The sequence below is a fragment of the Sphaerisporangium sp. NBC_01403 genome (assembly GCF_045040145.1).
Taxonomy (GTDB): Bacteria; Actinomycetota; Actinomycetes; order Streptosporangiales; family Streptosporangiaceae; genus Sphaerisporangium; species Sphaerisporangium viridialbum.
Genome location: NZ_CP109534.1, coordinates 1,647,689 through 1,664,161 on the forward strand (window position 1 = coordinate 1,647,689; position 16,473 = coordinate 1,664,161).

Below are 16,473 nucleotides of genomic sequence, written 5' to 3' on the forward strand. Positions count from 1 at the left end.
GGCGCACGGGGTCGAACGGGCCCCGGTCGCGCTCGTAACTTGGTCGCCATGAGATCCCTCCTCAAGCACCTTGGCGCCGACACCCGGTACACCCTGCTGGGGCTGCCCCTCGCCATCCTGAGCTTCACCCTGCTGGTCCCCGGATTCGCCGCCGGGCTCGGCACCGTGGTGGTCTGGATCGGGCTCCCCATCCTGGCCGTGACCATGCTGGTGGCACGTGGTTTCGCCGACGTCGAGCGGCGCTGGCTCCCCGAGATCCTCGGCCGCCCGGTGGCCCGCCCGCGTTACAAGAAGCCCCCGGAGAACGCCGGATGGGCGCGCAGGCTGATCCAGCCGCTCGCGAACGGCCAGTCGTGGCTCGACCTGCTGCACGGCGTCGTGGTCTTCCCGATCGCGATCGTGACGTTCGTGGTGACCGTGACCTGGTGGGCGGTGACCGTGGCGGGCCTGCTGTACCCCCTCTACGGCTGGATCACCTCCAACATCCCCGGCAACACCCAGCTCCCCGAGCTGCTCGGATTCGGCAGCGGCTACCTCACCGACAGCGCGTTCTACCTGGTCATCGGCGCGGTGTTCGCCATCACCCTTCCGGGGATCGTCCGCGGCGCCGCGCTGCTCCAGGCGGGGCTCGGCAGGGCGCTGCTCACCGGGGTGGCCGAGCTGCACGAGCGCATCGACGACCTCACCGAGGGGCGGGCCGCCGCGGTGTCGGCCGAGGCCAGCGCGCTGCGCAGGCTGGAGCGCGACATCCACGACGGGCCGCAGCAGCGCCTGGTGTACCTGGCGATGGAGCTCTCCCGGGCCCAGCGCCAGCTCCAGAAGGACCCGCAGGGGGCGCACGCGACGCTCTCGGAGGCGATCACGGCGACCCGCGAGACGCTCGACGAGCTTCGGGCGCTGTCCCGGGGCATCGCGCCGCCGATCCTGAGCGACCGCGGCCTCGCCCCCGCGCTCGCCGCGCTGGCCGGCCGCTGCATCATCCCGGTCGAGCTGGACGTGCAGACCGCCGAGCGGTACACCGCCGTGGTCGAGAACTCCATCTACTACGTGGCGGCCGAGACGCTGACCAACATCTCCAAGCACAGCAGGGCCGAGCTGTGCACGCTGTCGCTCAGTCGGGTGGGTGACACGCTGCTGCTCACGATCGGCGATGATGGGGTCGGCGGCGCACACGTCGCCAAGGGCCATGGACTGGCCGGTCTGGCCGACCGGCTGCGCGCGGTGGACGGCGAGCTGATCGTCCAGTCACCGGCGGGCGGGCCGACTTTGATCATTGCGGAGGTTCCGTGCGGGTAGTCGTGGCCGATGACGCCGTTCTCATCCGATCCGGCCTGGTGAGGCTGCTGGAGGAGTTCGGCTGCGAGGTGGTGGCCGCGGTGGGCGACGGCGACGCCCTGGTGAGGTCCGTCGCCGCCCACCGTCCCGACATCTCGGTCGTGGACGTCCGCATGCCGCCCAGCTTCACCGACGAGGGCCTGCGCGCCGCCGTCGAGGCCCGGCGCCAGGTGCCCGGCTCCCCGGTGATGATCCTTTCGCAGTACGTCGAGGTCTCCTACGCCGACGACCTGCTCGCCGACGCCCGGGGCGCGGTCGGCTACCTGCTGAAGGACCGGGTCGCCGACGTGGAGGAGTTCCTCGACGGGCTCCGCCGGGTGGCCTCGGGAGGCACCGTCTTCGACCCGCAGGTGGTGGCACAGCTGATGGTCCGGCGTCGCAGAGACGATCCCCTGGCGTCCCTGACCCCGAGGGAGCGCGAGGTGCTCGGGCTGATGGCCGAGGGGAAGTCCAACCCCGCCGTCGGCCGCCAGCTCGTCATCACCGACGGCGCGGTGGAGAAGCACGTCAGGAGCATCTTCAACAAGCTCGGCCTGTACGCCGACGACGGCGACCAGCACCGCAGGGTGCTCGCCGTCCTCGCCTATCTGAGGTCCTGACCCCTCGGGTCAGCCCGGGACGATCACGGTGATCGACGAGAACATGTGGCGGAAGCCGAGGCGTTCGTACACGCGCCGCGCGGGGTTGCCGTCGCTCACGGCGAGGCCGAGCGCGGGCAGGCCGTGCAGGGTGGCGAGGGCGAGGGCGCGGCGGAGCATCACGGCGCCGAGCCCGGCGAACCTCGGGCCGGGGGAGCGGAAGACGTCGAAGACCCACGGGCCGCCGGAGGGCGGATGTCCGCCGAGCACGCCGACCAGCACACCGGCCGCCACCTGGCCGTTCCGCAGGAGCAGGCCGCCGCAGGGGAGCAGCGGGCCGTAGGACTCACCGGCGAGCAGCGGGACGAGATCGCGCGCCAGGGCGGTGGCGTCGTCGCCCGCGTTGTGGTCGGGATGGTCGGGCGGGTAGGCGCTCCGCCAGGCGGGGAAGACCTCCTCGGCCGGGACGGCGTCGCAGGAGACCACGCCGTAGCCCGTCTCCGCCCATTCCGGCGGGGCGGGGTCGGCGCGGAGGTCGCGGGAGTAGACGTGGGCGTGCCGGAGGCGCCGGCCGCCGGCGGTCAGCAGACGCCTGCCGAGATCCTCGTCGCCCGAGACCACCCAGCCCGGCATCTCGCGGAGGATGACCTCCACCGCGCCCGGCCCGAGCACCTGCGCGAGGTCGGCGTACGGGCGCCCGGCGCGGGTGCCCTCGACGTAGCTGAGCACAGGACGGCCCGCGGAATCGGTGACCGTACGGCGGCTGAGAGTCTCCACGTCGTCAAACGTTAGAGCGAGTCCCCGACGTCAGGCCACTTCTTTTCGGGTGGTTTGTCGTCAAGTATGATCATTTGTCTGGTTTGTCCGGGAGTATTTACCGCAGATAGTGCAAAATTCAAGCGCGCCGAATTTCTGTAACGTTCTGGTACCAGCGAGGCTGCAGAGGCGCTAGTGTGATCGCGCGCGCAAATGTCCCGATAGATCCCGGTAGGCACCCAGCGGCACGTTGTCCGGTTTATGCCGGTACTGCGTTATCTGGCGGAGGACGGGATGAATCAAACGCGACATCGACGAGCTCCGCAACGGTCTCGATCACGGGCCCCGATCGTGGTCGGACTGTTCACGTCCACGTCGCTCCTGGCGGGGACCGCTCTCCTCGGAGCATCGGTCCTTGTCGAAGTACAGCAGTTTCTGATCTTCTACGCGGGGGTGTTCACTCTCCTTGGACTGACTGGGACGGTGGTCGTCGGACTGGCCGCCACCGATCGCTTGATCCTCGCGGTACGGCACCGCGTGTTCATGCAGGGCCTGCACAGGGCGTTCGCCGTCGTGGCGGTCGGTTCCCTGATCACGCACGTGATCCTGCAGATAATGAGGGGGCGCGTGGCCCCCGCCTCCGCGTTCCTGCCGTTCGGCGGAGCCGGTTTCGCGATCGGCCTCGGCACCGTCGCCTCCGACCTGATGATCCTGGTGGCGGCCACGGGCGCCTTCCGCGGACGGTTCGTGGGCATCAAGTGGCCCTGGCTGTGGCGGGTGCTCCATGTCATGGCCTACGTCTCCTGGCCCGTCGCCATCGTGCACGGGCTCACGGCGGGACGGTCCGCGGTCGGCTGGGTCACCATGTGCTACGTCGGCTCCCTCGCCGCGGTGGCGCTCGCCCTGCTCGTACGGCTGGTGGTGACCGTCGGTCCCAAGGACGGCCCCGTCGCCGCGCGCCCGGCCAACATCGGCCGCAAGGCGGAGCAGATCCGCGTGGACGACGTGTTCGACGAGGAGTTCTGGGTGACGTTGAGAAAGGAGGTGCGGCGATGACCACGTACGGAGTGCAGGACGTGTTCAGGATCGGGCCGGGCCGCCTGACCGCCGGCCTCGACAGCTCGCCGAGGCTCGACTACGACACCCACCGGCGGGTGCACGGCCACATGCCCCGCCTGCCGATCGACGACCTGATCGCGCTGGCCGAGCTCGGTGACCTGCGCGGCCGCGGCGGCGCGGGCTTCCCGTTCGCCCGCAAGCTCAGGGCCGTGATCGACTCGGCGGGACGCAGGGGAGCGCCCATCACGGTGGTGGTCAACGCCACCGAGGGCGAGCCCGCGGCGCACAAGGACAAGGTGCTGCTCACCCGGGCCCCGCACCTGATCCTGGACGGCGCCGACCTGGTGGCCAGGGCGCTGTCCGCCGTGGAGATCGTCGTGGGCGTGGCCCACGGCGGCCCCGGGGAGCGCTCGCTGCTCAACGCCATACACGAGCGGGGCATGACGGACACCGTACGGGTGGTCCGCATGCCCGACCGCTTCATCTCCGGCGAGGGCGGGGCGCTGGTGCGCGGCATCAACGGCGAGCGGCCCATCCCGCCCGGCCGCAAGGTCCGCTCCAGCGACAGCGGCGTGGGCGGCATGCCGACCATGCTGTCCAACGCCGAGACCTACGCCCAGCTCGCGCTGATGGCGATGCTGGGCGTCGACATGTACTCCTCGGTGGGCCTGCCCTCCGAGCCGGGAACGGTGCTGCTCAGCGTCACCGGCTCGGCGCGCCGCCCGGCGGTCGTGGAGACCCCCACCGGCGTCCGGCTCCGCGAGGTGCTCGACCTGTGCGACGCCACGGTGGGCCAAGGAGTGCTGCTCGGCGGCTACCACGGCAAGTGGATGTCGCCCGAGGCGGTGGAGCGGGCCGAGGTGTCCCGCGCCGGGTTCGAGGCCCTGGGCGGAGCGCTCGGCGCCGGCATCGTGGTGCCGCTCGGCTGGGACTCCTGCCCGCTCGGCGAGACCGCCAGGGTCGCCAGGTACATGGCCGGTCAGAGCGCCGGCCAGTGCGGGCCGTGCTACATGGGGCTGCCCGACCTGGCGCAGGCGTTCGGCGCGCTGGCCGACGGCACCGGGCACATCGAGGCGGTGCAGCGCGCCGCCGCGACGATGAAGGGCCGGGGCGCCTGCGGCCACCCCGACGGCACCGCGCGCTTCGTGCTGTCCGCCATCGACGTCTTCGCCGAGGACATCATGACGCACGCGGCGTACGGCACCTGCGGCGTCCCGGTGCGCGGCGTGCTGCCGCTGCCGGCCGAGCCCTCGTCCCGCGCTGCTGAGGCGCAGCTGATCCTCGACTGGTCACGCTGCGAGGGACACGGGCTCTGCTCGGAGGTCATCCCCGAGCTGATCAGGCTCGACCAGCACGGCTACCCGGTGGTCAGCACCGCTTCCGTACCGGGCCGGCTGGAAGGCGACGCGCGCAGGGCGATCGAGATGTGCCCCGCGCTCGCGCTCCGGCTGACCCCTGCCCCCACAGAGAGCAGGCGATAGGACACGACGGTCAGGCGACGGGGATCGCCAGCAGGCGGACCCCGTCCTCCCTGCGCACCTCGAAATGGTCGATCTCGGTCTTGGCGAGGGCAGTGCCGCCCGTCAGGCGCAACGGGTCGGGATGCCCCGCCACGCCGTACCCCTCCCCGGGAGGGATGCGCCAGCCGGACACGACGTCGGTGTCCCCGGACCGGGAGACGGCCACCAGGCTGCAGCGCTCGGGCCCGCGCACCCCGGCGAGCTGGAATGCCACCTCGGTGCCCCAGACCTTGGCGACCAGGCCGACCGACCCGCTGACCCCCGTGTCGGGGCTGGTGCCCTCGCTGATGTCGGCCTTGGCCGGGCCGCTGGGCGCCGCGACGATCGCCGCGGGAGCTCCGCGCGGCCACAGCTGCGCCGTGGCGGTGCCGGTGACCCCGACCACCAGGGCGGCGGCGACGCCCAGCCACATGACCCGGCGGCGCCGGACCCGCGCCTCGGCGAGCTCGTCCTGCCGCCTGTCGTCGCGGGCCGCGGCCCTGCGATGGCTGCGGGAGGGGGCCCGCCTTTGCGGATGAGGCGACCACAGGTCTCTCACCACGCCGGTGGGGGAGCCGTTCACGGCCCCGTTCGTCCCGTACCCCGCGCCGTTGACTGTGCCGCCAAGTTGGCCGCCAAGTTGGTCGCCGAGTGGGCCGTTGAGTGCGCCGCCGGGTGTGCCGTTGAGTGCGGCGCCGTTCACCGTGCCCGGGACCGCGCCGCCCGCCATGCCCTTCATGCCGCGTTTGAGGACGTCCAGCGCGTCGGGCAGCTCGTACATGTCGCGCAGCTCGTCCTGGCAGCTCGCGCAGTCGAGCAGGTGGCGGTCGAAGGCCTCGTAGTCCTCCTTGTTGAGTGCTCCGAGGATGTAGGCCGCCACCTCCACGTGCGGGGGTGAATCCATGAGACCGGTCACCCCCTCTCCTTCATCGTCTTCTGGAGGGCGCGAAGCGCGTAGTACACCCGGGACTTGACCGTCCCTGGCGGAACTCCCAGCACCTCTGCCGCCTCATTGATCGTACGGTCGTGGAGGTAGGTCTGCACGAGCGCTTCCCGGTGTTCTTCCGAGAGGCTGTACAGGGCCTCCGATACCACCATCGCCGACAGCATCGGCTCGGAGCCGTCGGGAATGGCGACGCTGTCAAGCCTGTCAGGTTCGACCTCCTGCGGACGCACCGAGCGCTGACGGTGCGCGTCGATGACGATCCTGCGGGCGACGGTCATCAGCCACGCCCACAGGAGGCCGGGCTCCCTGTTGAGCTTCCCGGCGTTCCGCCACGCGCGGAAGACCGTCTCCTGTACGACATCCTCTGCCCATTGCTGGTCGCCTCCAGTCAGTCTGCGCACATTGCGGAGGAGGGGACCGCCGAACTCGCGGTAGAGCGTGGTGACCAGCTGCTCTTCCGAGTCGTCGTGAGCTTCCTCCGGTAGGGACCGGACGCTGCGATGACGCTGCACAGGCACATGGTGGCAGCGCATCACGGGTCACGTGAGCAAATTAGGCAACTTCCGTAAGATTCGAAAATCTCGCCACATTGGTTGAACCGTCGGCGATTTCCCCCCGTACCTCCTCCTGACAGGCGCGCCCAAGGGATCAGGGACACGAAAGGGAGAGAGCATTCGGTGAACCGGCTTCAACTCAGGTCCATGCGGCTCGTCGAGGTTCTCGCGGCGCTGACCTTCCTGGTCATCGCCACGGTGGCGGTCTTCATGATCGCGCCGAACGGCATCACCTCGGCGAGCGGAGCCTCCCCCTCCGACTGGACCGACACCGCGTCGGGCCCGCTCGGGCCGGCGGACCGGGACTTCCTGGTCAGAGTGCGGCAGGCGGGGCTCTGGGAGATCCCGACCGGGCAGCAGGCGCAGCAGCGGGCCGGGAGCACGCGGGTCAAGGAGGTCGGTCAGATGCTGGTGGCCGACCACACCAAACTGGACGAGCAGGTGCGGGCGCTCGCCGCCAAGCTGAACGTCGAGCTACCGAGCACTCCCAACGCGGACCAGCAGGGGTGGATGGCCGAGTTGTCCACCAAGACCGGCCAGGACTACGACAAGACCTTCGCCGACCGCCTGCGCGCGGCGCACGGCAAGGTGTTCTCGGCGGTGGCCCTGGTGCGCGCCGGCACGAAGAACTCCGAGATCCGCGCTTTCGCGCAGGTCGCGGTCGACGTGGTCATGAAGCACATGACCCTCCTCGAAAGCACGGGCAAGGTCGACTTCGCGGCGTTGCCCACGCCCCCGCCTCCCTCCCCTAACCCCTCCAAATAGGGGACGAAGGCGTCAAAGAGCCATCTGCTTCACCAGGCACCGCGTTCGACCGCGACCGGCGCCGCCACCCCCAGGGCCGGCGGCCGATCGGCGGGGGATCCACCTCCCTCTCACCGATCGGCCGCCTCGGGGTTTCCGCCTCACCCCGGTCCGTAGACGTCCCAGAGCTGCCCGACGAAGAACCTCCCGAACCGGACCAGCGCGGCGACGCCGTGCGGGCCCTCCGTGTCGAAGCTCTTCAGGGTCGCGGCGAGGTCCATGGGCTGGATGTGCAGCGTCCCCGCGCCGGCCACCGTCGCCCCTTGGTCCTCGCCCTCTGGCACGTGACCCCGCAGCAACCGCGTGTACAGGGTCGATGTGTCGAGCCACAGCCGCGTGGCGGGCCCGTGGTGTACGTCCTTCCAGCCGGCCAGGGTGTGCGGCATCCCCTGGTCGTCGGTGAACCACAGCCGGTAACGCATCTCGCGCCGGTCGGGGGTGTCGCCCGGCGCGAAGAGGTTGAACCAGCCGCGTTCGACCGGTCGCCGGCCTCCGCAGAAGGCGGCGTCGATCCATCCCTCGGCCCGGGCGGGGTGCTCGGGCTCGGACAGGAAGCGGTCCACGTCGTCGACGCTGATGGTGAGCCGGAACGAGAACCGGTCACCGTCGGATCGCCCGGTCATGTCACCGGAACGGGGGTCGGTCACTCCGAGGGCGACGAATCCGCCCATCTTCTCGGTGAACGACAGCGAAGTACGTTCGGCGGGCTCGCCCGCCATGAGGCTCAGCGCCTCCTCGGACGGGGCGGTGTCCACCACTGGGCCTGCCCGTCCGGTTCCCACGGTCATTGGGGCTTGTCCTTCTTTCCTGTGCTGTGTTCCCACCGGCAGCTTCTCCAGCAGCCGGGTGCACATGCGGTCGGCGAGCGCCGCGATGGTCAGCGACGGGTTGGCACCCACCGGTCCCGGCAGGGCGGCGCCGTCGGCGATGTACAGCCCGGGATGGTCGAACACCTCGCCGTAGGCGTCGCAGACGCCCTCGCCGGGGTGGCGTCCCATCGGCACACCGCCGAGCGGGTGAACCGTGATGATGCGCTTGCCGAGCCAGGCCGGCAGGCCGGACTGCTCGGCTCCGAGCACGTCCGAGATGCGCCGCATGGTCGCGCGCAGGCGTTCGTAGTACTGGTCGCTCGCCTGCGAGCTCCACCTGATGTCGAGCTTGCCGTCGCGCAGCCGCAGCTCCCCGTCGGGCACGTCCCTGCCCATGCCGAGCAGCGGAAGAGAGCTGCCCGAGAGCTCGCCGTCGCCGACCAGGTCCGCGATCTCCGCGGACAGGTTGGTGTCGTGCGTGACGAAGGCGCGCAGGCGGTCGGCGATGAACCGGGCGGCGCGCCGGATCTCGTGCCGCACGTCGGCGCCCTCGACCAGCCAGTCGATGAAGGCGGGGTAGCCGCCGTCCTCGATGTAGGCGCCCCGGCCGGTGTCGCGCGTGCCGTCGGCGTCGTCGGCCAGCCGGATCGCGCTCGTGATGACCGGGCCCCGGCTGGCGTTGATCGCACGGGTGCGGCTGCGGTCCTTGGCCCGCAGCAGGAATGTGAGCAGATCGCCGTTGCCGGAGAACCGGCTGCCGAGCGTGCGGCTCAGCCCGGGGAACTGCGCACGGCTCCGCAGCAGGAGGTACGTCGTGCCGTACGTGCCCGCCGCGAGCACCAGCCGGTCGCAGCTGATGACGCGCGGGTCGCTGTCGGGGTGGTACCGGCGGTAGCTCACCTCGTAGCCGCCGCCCGCGCGCGGCCGGATCGCCCGCACCTCGTGGAGCGTGCGCAGGTCGGCGCCGTGGTGGCGGGCCGCGGAGAGATAGGTGTGGTCGAGGCTGTTCTTCGCCCCGTCGTTGCAGCCGATGTCGCACTCGCCGCACAGCCGGCAGGTGCGGCGCGGCACGCCGTGCAGGTTGCCGTACCCGGGGTCGGCGATGGGAAGCCCGAGCCCCGGCTCGGCGCCCCGGATCGGGGCGAAGCTGATGGCCAGCGGCGGGAGCCGCCAGTCGAGCCCGAGCTCGGCGGCCGCGTCCTGCATGGCCCTGGTCTTCGGCGTGTCGGAGTAGACGGGGTGGTCGAGGGGGTACGGCGTGGCGCCGATCATCTGCTCGACCGCGTCGTAGTGGGGGTCGAGGTCGTCCCGCGCCACCGGCCACGACTCGTAGCCGCCCGCCGTCAGCGGCTCCTCGTGCACGAACCAGCGCTCGTCCTTGCGCATCATCACGTTCGCGTAGATCAGCGAGCCGCCGCCCAGGCCGCTGGAGACCACCGAGTCGCAGCCGCCGAAGCTCCACACGTCGTACATGCCGTAGTGGCCCTCTTTGGGATCCCAGAAGGCCTTGCCCATCTCGGCGGGGCTGCGCGGGAACATGCCCGGCGCGTAGGCGCGGCCCCGCTCCATCACCACCACCGACTGCCCCGCCGCGGCCAGGCGGTACGCGGCGACCGAGCCGCCGAAGCCCGAGCCCACGACCAGCACGTCCACGTGCTCTACCTTGCGGGCGCCCCCAGGCGCCTTCTTCCCGGTGCTCATGAGGTCGCTCAGCCCGCGTTGCGCTTGAGGAAGTCGAGGATGCGCGGGAACACGTCCACGTGCGCGTTCTTGCCGATGAGCGGGTCGATGTGCCCGTACCCGGGCAGCACCTGCAGCTCGTGGCGGCCCGGGGCGCGCTTCGACAGCACCCGGTGGCAGACGACGTTGGAGTCGGTGAAGACGTCGTTGTGGTCGCCGGTCATGAACAGCACAGGCGTCTCGACCGCGCCGGCGCGCTCCAGGTAGTCGTCCGGCAGAGCGGCCAGAGCCGGGTTGCCGGGATCGCACTTCACCGCGTGGCCGGCTCGCACCATCTTGTTGATGTGCCGGTAGTAGTTGACGTCGGACGCGCCGTTCAGGTCGGCGAGCCGCTCGTGGACGTGCGTGCGCGGCGCGAGGTTGCCGTGACGGTACATCGCCGGCCGGCCGCTGCCCCACATGAAGCTCTGCATGTGGCAGGCGGGCTCCCGGCACTCGGGGTGGAAGAACGAGATGGCGCGGGCGAGCAACCGGCGCCGGGTCAGGGGCGGAGCGTCGTGGAACCGGGGGTCGAGGTAGGACAGGCCGAGCGCGTACTCCAGGAGGAGCGGGCCGAGTGCCAGCTTGACCCGGGCCCAGGCGGGCACCCGCGGGGTCAGCCCGACACTGTTGGCCACCATGCTGGTGACGCCCTCGACCGCTCCTCCGAACAGGCTCATCTGGAACGACACCGACCCCAGGCAGTGCGCTATGACGTGGATCCGCCGTGCCCCAACGTGACGGCGGAGCTCCCTCATGGCTGCCGGGTGGTCGTAGGCGGCGATGTCGTCCAGGGTCTGCCGCCGGGTCTCCATGTTGTACGGGAACCGGTTGCTCATCCGGAAGTCGAGCGTCCAGACGTCGCCGAAGCCGTTGTCCAGCAGGAAGCTCACCAGGTTGCGGTGCTCCGGCATGATGAACATGTCGCTGGACGACGTCAGCCCGTGGACCAGCAGCACGACGTCGTCGGACTCCTCGGCGAGGAACCTCGTCAGCGTCAGGCCCAGCTCGTCCTCGGTCGAGAAAGGATGCACCGACACCTCGGCGCCCGTCACGCCCTCAAGCGTGTACCGCGGTATGCGGTGCTCCATCTGACCGTCCTCCTCGTGACCCGGTCCAACAATGTCAATCGCCGGGCACGTACGGCATCGTGGAAACCCCGTACATAACTCCGGGGAACCCCGTACCTGGAGCAGGGGATTCCGTATATGAGACTCCGATTCAGGGGTTTCGGTTCAGCTTGGTGGCGACTCCGACCCGCGAGCCGACGCCGAGCTTGGCGAAGACGTGCGACAGATGGGTCTCCACGGTGCGGACGCTCAGGAACAGCTGCTCGGCGATGAGCTGGTTGGTGAGCCCCTCGGCGACCAGCGTGGCGATCTCCAGCTCCCGGGGCGACAGCCCGTACGGCGCGGCGCCCGGCCCGCCCTGCGTGGGGGATCCCGCCGCCGACACCCGCACGCCGAGGCGGCGGAGCTCGCGTGTCGCCTGCGCCTCCAGCCCGCGCGCGCCGCAGGCGTGGAAGGCCTCGGTGGCCTCGCGCAGCCGCTCGCGGGCCGGGCGGCGCTCACCGGCCTCTCCGTGGGCCAGGCCCGCCACCAGCAGCGCCCGGCCGGCGTCGACGCGCCGTTCCCCGGCGGCCAGCAGGACGGCGGCCTGCCCGGCGAGGAGCGCGGCGGCGGCCGGGTCGGAAGCGCGGAGGGCGTGGGCGCGGGCGAGCGGGATCAGGCCGGAGAAGACCGGCAGGTGGGGATGCGACAGTGAGGCGGCGCGCTCGGCCCAACCGGCGGCCTCGTCGCTCCGGCCACGGGCGGCCTCGGCGTGGGCGAGCAGCTCGCAGCAGGCGATCAGCGTGCCCCGGTCCAGACGGGGCTGCTCGAACCCGGCACAGGCGTCCAGGACCGCCTCGATGCCCTCCTCCAGCCGCCCGGCGGCGACCAGGGCCACTCCCAGGGCCTGCCGCGCCATGTCGCCCCACGCCTCGCCGCCGCCGACGCCCGCCTGGACGGCCTCCTCGCCGGCGCGCAGGCCGGCGTCGTGGTCGCCGGTCCAGACGGACCCCATGCAGAGCTGGGTGAGGGCGAACACCAGCTGCTGCCCGGACTCCAGCAGCCGGGCCCCCTCGACCGACTCCTCGACGGTGGCCAGCGCCTCGGGGAGCCGGCCGAGCACGGTGAGGGTGCGGGCCTTGCCGGCGAGCAGGTTGGTCAGGATGTAGGTCTGCCCGGTGGAGCGGGCGACGGCGGCGGCGCGCTCGAAGTGCCGCAGCGCCACCGAGTAGCGGCCCATGTTGGTCTCGGCCCAGCACAGCCAGGCGACCGCGTCCAGCCACTCGGCCAGGTGCTCGTCCAGGGCCGTGGTGATGAGCCGGTCGGCGGCGTCCGCGCTGCGCAGCGCCTCCTCCATCCTCCCGGCGGCGTAGGCGGGCATCGGCCGCAGGGCCGCCACCGCCATGGCGAGGTCGGGCTCCCAGTCGTCGCCGGAGTCCGGCATCAGGTCGAGCACGGCCTGGGCCGCGCGGAAGTCGACCCGCATCATGCTCTCGGCGACCAGCCTCATCCGCAGGGGTATGGCGGCGGCGGCGCGGGGGTCGGGCATCCTGCGCAGCTCGTCCAGCAGCAGGGCACGGGCCTCGTGTGGGCGGTCGAGCTGTCGTTCCATCAGGGCACAGATGCGTGCGGCCCTGGCGCGGCGCGTGTGGTCGTCCTCGGGCAGCAGGCGCAGCAGCTCGCGGGCGGTGTCGCGGCCCTCGGCGAGCCGGCCGCTGACGCCCTGGGCCCGGCTGAGCTCCAGGAGCAGCTCCATCCGCTCCTCCAGCGTGCCCGGCTCCTCGGGCATGAGGTCGAGGGCCTTGCGCAGCCAGTGTGCGCAGGTGACCGGCGCCTGCGCGGCGACCGCGCGGGCCGCCTCCACCAGGGTGGCCACGGCCCGCTGGTCGCCGAAGGAGCCGGACTGCTCGAAGTGGTGGGCCTGGACGGTGGCGGGCGCGCCGAGGGAGGCCAGGTGGGCGGCCAGCCGGGCGTGGGCGGCGAGCTGCCAGCCCGCCGCCGAGGACTCGTAGGCGGCCCGCCGGACCAGCGGGTGGCGGAACCGGAACCGGCCGGCCGCCGCGGGGCGGACGATGTCGCGGCCGACCAGCTCGTTGAGCGCGTCCAGGGCGGTGGCCTCGGAGACCTGCGCGGTGACGGCGGCCAGGGCGGGCTCGAACTCGTCGGCCGTCACCGCGGCCGCCTGGGCGACCAGCAGGGACCCGGGGGACAGGTCGCCCAGCTCGACCTGGAGCGCGGCGCGCACGGTCGGAGGCAGCTCGCTGACGTCCAGCCGGCTCATGCGGGCCAGCGCCTCCAGGTAGAACGGGTTGCCGCCGCTGGCCTCGTACAGCGCCCGGCCGCGCGTGCGGTTGACGCGCGGTCCGAGGAACTCCTCCACCTCGGCCTGGTTGAGCGGGCCGACCGTGACCTGCCTGCCGTGGCCGCCCGCGCTCATCACCAGGGACGCCAGGCGCGGGGTGACCTGCGCGGGACGGTAGGCGACGGTGACCAGCACCTTGCCGCGCGGCGGGTGGCGGACCAGGTGGTCGAGGAACTCCGCCGAGCTGTCGTCGGCCCAGTGCACGTCGTCCAGGATCAGCGCGAGCCCGGCCGGGCCGGCCATCTCGTCGATGAGCTGCCGCAGCGCCCGGTAGAGCCGGTAGCGCACCATGCCGCTCTGGTCGTCGACCTCGGCGCCGTCGGGGGGCTCCGGCATCTTGGCGGCGAGCGCGGGGAACACGGTGGCGAGCTGCCGGGCCTGGCCCGCGCCGAGCCGTTCCGACAGCTCGTCGCGGTGGGCCTCCAGGTGGTCGTCCAGGGCGTCGATGAGCGCGCTGAACGGCATGATCTGCTCGAACTCGGCCGCCCTGCCCCACAGCGTGGTGAGCCCCCGGCCTCCGGCGAGCGTGGCGAGCTCGGCGAGCAGCCGGGTCTTGCCCGCGCCCGGCTCGCCGACCACGGCCAGGAACTGGAACCCGCCGGTGAGCGTCGCCTCGACCGTGCGGGTGAAGGAGCGGAGCGCGTCGCGGCGCCCGACGAGCGGGGCCGCGCCGGTGAGGGCCGTCTCGGACCCCTCGCCGGATGGCAGAGTGTCACGACTGTTCATGTCTGTACCCCACAGCGAGACGGAACACCACGAACAGCCGTGCCGCAATCGAATTCCGCCAGGGACTTGACGCGGGACTCGGAAGGGGCGCGACGTTCACGGCCGAGGGCTCACCACGCGGACACCCTCGGAGGATGATTTTGTCGTAAAACAGGCTGGTGGCGAGCTGATCACCCCGATCAAACCTTTTCCACCCCAAAACGCGTGCCGCATCACCCCATCGGTTACGCTTTTGTAGCTAATCTGGTTGCCTCGCGAGTGCCTACGGGCGGTCGGCGGTCGCCGCGTTGCCCGCGACGTCGAGCGAGCGCAGCCCGTTCACCGCGATGTCGACGCCTCTGCGCACCGCCGCCCATCTCATGGCGGGCGGGTCGCCCAGATCCCTGCTGGCCATGGCGGCCATCTTCGCCGCCCCCACGAACATCCCCACCGCGGCGGCGGCCTCGACGGGATCGAGCTCGCCGGGATAGGCCCGCCGCAGCGCCTCGGACAGCTCGCGCTGGACGTCGAACAGCACGTGCAGCGCCCGGGCCTGGAGCGCGGGGACCGACATGATCAGGCGCGTGCGCGCGGGGATCATCCCAAGGGCCGCCTCGGCGTCCTCGGCGGCCTGGATGTCCGCGGGGTCCCTGGGCGCGGCGCCGCCGAAGCCGAGCGTGGCCTCCGCGACCCTGAGCAGGAGCTCGACCACCGGCTCCGCCGGCCGTCGCCCGGCGATGACGGCGAGGGCGCGGTCGATCCGCGTGCGCGTGTCGAAGAACACGACGTCTTCCTTGCTCGCGAAGTAGCTGAAGAACGTGCGCGTCGAGACGTCGACGGCCGCCGCGATCTCGGCCACGGTCGTCTCCTCGTACCCCTTCTCCTCGAAGAGGCGCATGGCGGACTCGATCAGCGCACGGCGCGTGCGCAGCTTCTTGCGTTCCCTCAGACCTGGACCACCGCCCATGGGGGAACTTTACTGCATCCGATGTTTTCTTTCATCCATTGCAATTTCAAAGAGGGTACTGTTTTCTATGACTACAGAAAGGGCCGTCAAGTTTCGACCGCTGTCAAGTCCGAGGAGCGCGTCATGACCAAGGCAATGCCCGATCCCGTCACCCTTCCGATGTCGCGGGCGAACCCCGTCGACCCGCCGGATGACCTGCGCAGGTGGCGCGAGGAAGGCCCGATCAGGCCGATGCTCTACGCCGACGGCCATGTGGGGTGGCTGGCGACGCGGTACGAGACCGTGCGCGCGGTGCTCGCCGACCCCCGCTTCAGCACGCGCATCGAGTTCATGCACCCGCCGATCGGCGAGCGGCTGAGGCAGGCCGCGCTCAGGAAGCGTCCCGGGTTCTTCCTGCGCGAGGACCCGCCCGAGCACACGCGCTTCCGCAAGCTGCTCACCGGCCAGTTCACCGTCCGCCGCATGAAGCAGCTGGAGCCGAGGATCGAGCAGATCACCTCCGACCGGCTGGACGCGATGGAGAAGGCCGGCTCGCCCGCCGACCTGGTGGAGCTGTTCGCGCTGCCGATCCCGTCCCTGGTGATCTGCGAGCTGCTGGGCGTGCCGTACGCCGACCATGCCCGGTTCCAGCGCGACTCCGCCAAGCTGCTGAACCTCGGCTCGACGCCTGAGCAGGTGCGCGAAGCGCTCGACGGCCTGATGGAGTACCTTCACGACCTGGTGGTCAGCAAGCGCACCGAACCGGACGACGCCCTGATCAGCGGGCTGGTCGCCACCGGGCAGCTCAACGACGAGGAGATCACCGGCGTGGCGGTGCTCCTGCTCATCGCGGGTCACGAGACCACGGCCAACATGCTGGCCCTCGGCACGTACACGCTGCTGAACAACCCCGACCAGCTCGCCGCGCTGCGCGGGGACCCGTCGCTGGCCGAAAGCGCGGTCGAGGAGCTGCTGAGATTTCTGACGATCGTCCACATCGGCCCGGTTCGCACGGCGCTGGAGGACGTCGAGCTGGACGGCCACACGATCAAGGCCGGCGAGGCGGTGACGCTGTCGCTGAGCGCGGCCAACCGTGATCCCGAACGCTTCGACGCCCCCGATAAGCTGGACATCACACGTCAGGCCACGGGCCACGTCTCGTTCGGCCACGGCATCCACCAGTGTCTCGGTCAGCAGCTCGCCCGCATCGAGATGCGCATCGGATACCCGGCCCTGCTGCGGCGCTTCCCGGACCTGCGCCTCGCCATACCGAGCGAGGAGGTCTCGATGCGTTCCGACATGGCTATCTACGGCGTTCACCGGTTGCCGGTCGCCTGGTAGGAGGTTTCCCA

At 71.3% G+C, this 16,473-nt stretch carries 13 protein-coding genes; 6 read left to right on the plus strand and 7 right to left on the minus strand.

Going from position 1 to position 16,473, the window contains the following annotated elements; all coding sequences use genetic code 11:
* The first annotated feature begins 48 nt into the window (after positions 1-48).
* Positions 49-1,296, plus strand: a complete 1,248-nt coding sequence (locus OG589_RS07145) for a sensor histidine kinase (protein WP_405147272.1) — start codon at positions 49-51, stop codon at positions 1,294-1,296.
* Positions 1,287-1,934, plus strand: coding sequence for a response regulator (locus tag OG589_RS07150; protein WP_405147274.1), 648 nt, complete (start codon positions 1,287-1,289; stop codon positions 1,932-1,934). Before OG589_RS07145 ends, OG589_RS07150 begins: the two co-directional genes overlap by 10 nt.
* A 9-nt stretch (positions 1,935-1,943) precedes the next feature.
* On the opposite strand, the gene OG589_RS07155 is transcribed toward OG589_RS07150, so the two are convergent.
* Complete coding sequence (locus OG589_RS07155) at positions 1,944-2,690, minus strand: GNAT family N-acetyltransferase (protein ID WP_405147275.1); 747 nt, start codon at positions 2,688-2,690, stop codon at positions 1,944-1,946.
* Between the two features lie 462 nt (positions 2,691-3,152).
* Between OG589_RS07155 and OG589_RS07160 the strand changes: the two genes are divergently transcribed.
* Entirely contained in the window at positions 3,153-3,725 is a 573-nt protein-coding gene (locus OG589_RS07160) for a hypothetical protein (protein WP_405147277.1), read from the plus strand.
* Complete coding sequence (locus OG589_RS07165) at positions 3,722-5,209, plus strand: NADH-ubiquinone oxidoreductase-F iron-sulfur binding region domain-containing protein (protein ID WP_405147279.1); 1,488 nt, start codon at positions 3,722-3,724, stop codon at positions 5,207-5,209. Before OG589_RS07160 ends, OG589_RS07165 begins: the two co-directional genes overlap by 4 nt.
* Positions 5,210-5,219: 10 nt before the next feature.
* Here OG589_RS07165 and OG589_RS07170 read toward each other — a convergent pair whose 3' ends face one another.
* Together OG589_RS07170 and OG589_RS07175 are read right to left on the minus strand one after the other, a co-directional pair.
* A complete protein-coding gene (locus OG589_RS07170; RefSeq protein ID WP_405147281.1) occupies positions 5,220-6,143 on the minus strand; it encodes a zf-HC2 domain-containing protein in 924 nt (307 codons plus the stop codon).
* Positions 6,140-6,685, minus strand: coding sequence for a sigma-70 family RNA polymerase sigma factor (locus OG589_RS07175; protein WP_405147284.1), 546 nt, complete (start codon positions 6,683-6,685; stop codon positions 6,140-6,142). The genes OG589_RS07170 and OG589_RS07175 overlap by 4 nt, the downstream gene beginning before the upstream one ends.
* A 189-nt stretch (positions 6,686-6,874) precedes the next feature.
* Between OG589_RS07175 and OG589_RS07180 the strand changes: the two genes are divergently transcribed.
* A complete protein-coding gene (locus OG589_RS07180; RefSeq protein ID WP_405147285.1) occupies positions 6,875-7,492 on the plus strand; it encodes a DUF4142 domain-containing protein in 618 nt (205 codons plus the stop codon).
* Between the two features lie 140 nt (positions 7,493-7,632).
* Here OG589_RS07180 and OG589_RS07185 read toward each other — a convergent pair whose 3' ends face one another.
* From OG589_RS07185 to OG589_RS07200, 4 genes are all read right to left on the minus strand, one after another.
* Entirely contained in the window at positions 7,633-10,041 is a 2,409-nt protein-coding gene (locus OG589_RS07185; protein WP_405147287.1) for a GMC oxidoreductase, read from the minus strand.
* Between the two features lie 8 nt (positions 10,042-10,049).
* The gene (locus OG589_RS07190; RefSeq protein ID WP_405147289.1) at positions 10,050-11,150 is read right to left on the minus strand and encodes an alpha/beta fold hydrolase; all 1,101 of its coding nucleotides are present in this window, start codon (positions 11,148-11,150) and stop codon (positions 10,050-10,052) included.
* A gap of 130 nt (positions 11,151-11,280) precedes the next feature.
* Positions 11,281-14,196 carry a helix-turn-helix transcriptional regulator gene (locus tag OG589_RS07195; RefSeq protein WP_405147290.1) on the minus strand — a complete coding sequence of 972 codons (2,916 nt, stop codon included), beginning with the start codon at positions 14,194-14,196 and terminating at the stop codon, positions 11,281-11,283.
* 262 nt (positions 14,197-14,458) lie between these two features.
* Positions 14,459-15,142, minus strand: coding sequence for a TetR/AcrR family transcriptional regulator (locus OG589_RS07200; RefSeq protein ID WP_405147292.1), 684 nt, complete (start codon positions 15,140-15,142; stop codon positions 14,459-14,461).
* Between the two features lie 123 nt (positions 15,143-15,265).
* Between OG589_RS07200 and OG589_RS07205 the strand changes: the two genes are divergently transcribed.
* Positions 15,266-16,462 (plus strand): cytochrome P450, encoded by a 1,197-nt coding sequence (locus OG589_RS07205; protein WP_405147293.1) that lies wholly within the window; start codon positions 15,266-15,268, stop codon positions 16,460-16,462.
* Positions 16,463-16,473: the final 11 nt, after the last annotated feature.

Excerpts from the sequence above, each read along its gene's own strand:
- OG589_RS07185 (WP_405147287.1), bottom strand. The coding sequence starts at position 10,041 with ATGAGCACCGGGAAGAAGGCGCCTGGGGGCGCCCGCAAGGTAGAGCAC.
- OG589_RS07195 (WP_405147290.1), bottom strand. The coding sequence starts at position 14,196 with ATGAACAGTCGTGACACTCTGCCATCCGGCGAGGGGTCCGAGACGGCC.
- OG589_RS07200 (WP_405147292.1), bottom strand. The coding sequence starts at position 15,142 with ATGGGCGGTGGTCCAGGTCTGAGGGAACGCAAGAAGCTGCGCACGCGC.
- OG589_RS07180 (WP_405147285.1), top strand. The coding sequence starts at position 6,875 with ATGCGGCTCGTCGAGGTTCTCGCGGCGCTGACCTTCCTGGTCATCGCC.
- OG589_RS07190 (WP_405147289.1), bottom strand. The coding sequence starts at position 11,150 with ATGGAGCACCGCATACCGCGGTACACGCTTGAGGGCGTGACGGGCGCC.
- OG589_RS07205 (WP_405147293.1), top strand. The coding sequence starts at position 15,266 with ATGACCAAGGCAATGCCCGATCCCGTCACCCTTCCGATGTCGCGGGCG.
- OG589_RS07165 (WP_405147279.1), top strand. The coding sequence starts at position 3,722 with ATGACCACGTACGGAGTGCAGGACGTGTTCAGGATCGGGCCGGGCCGC.
- OG589_RS07145 (WP_405147272.1), top strand. The coding sequence starts at position 49 with ATGAGATCCCTCCTCAAGCACCTTGGCGCCGACACCCGGTACACCCTG.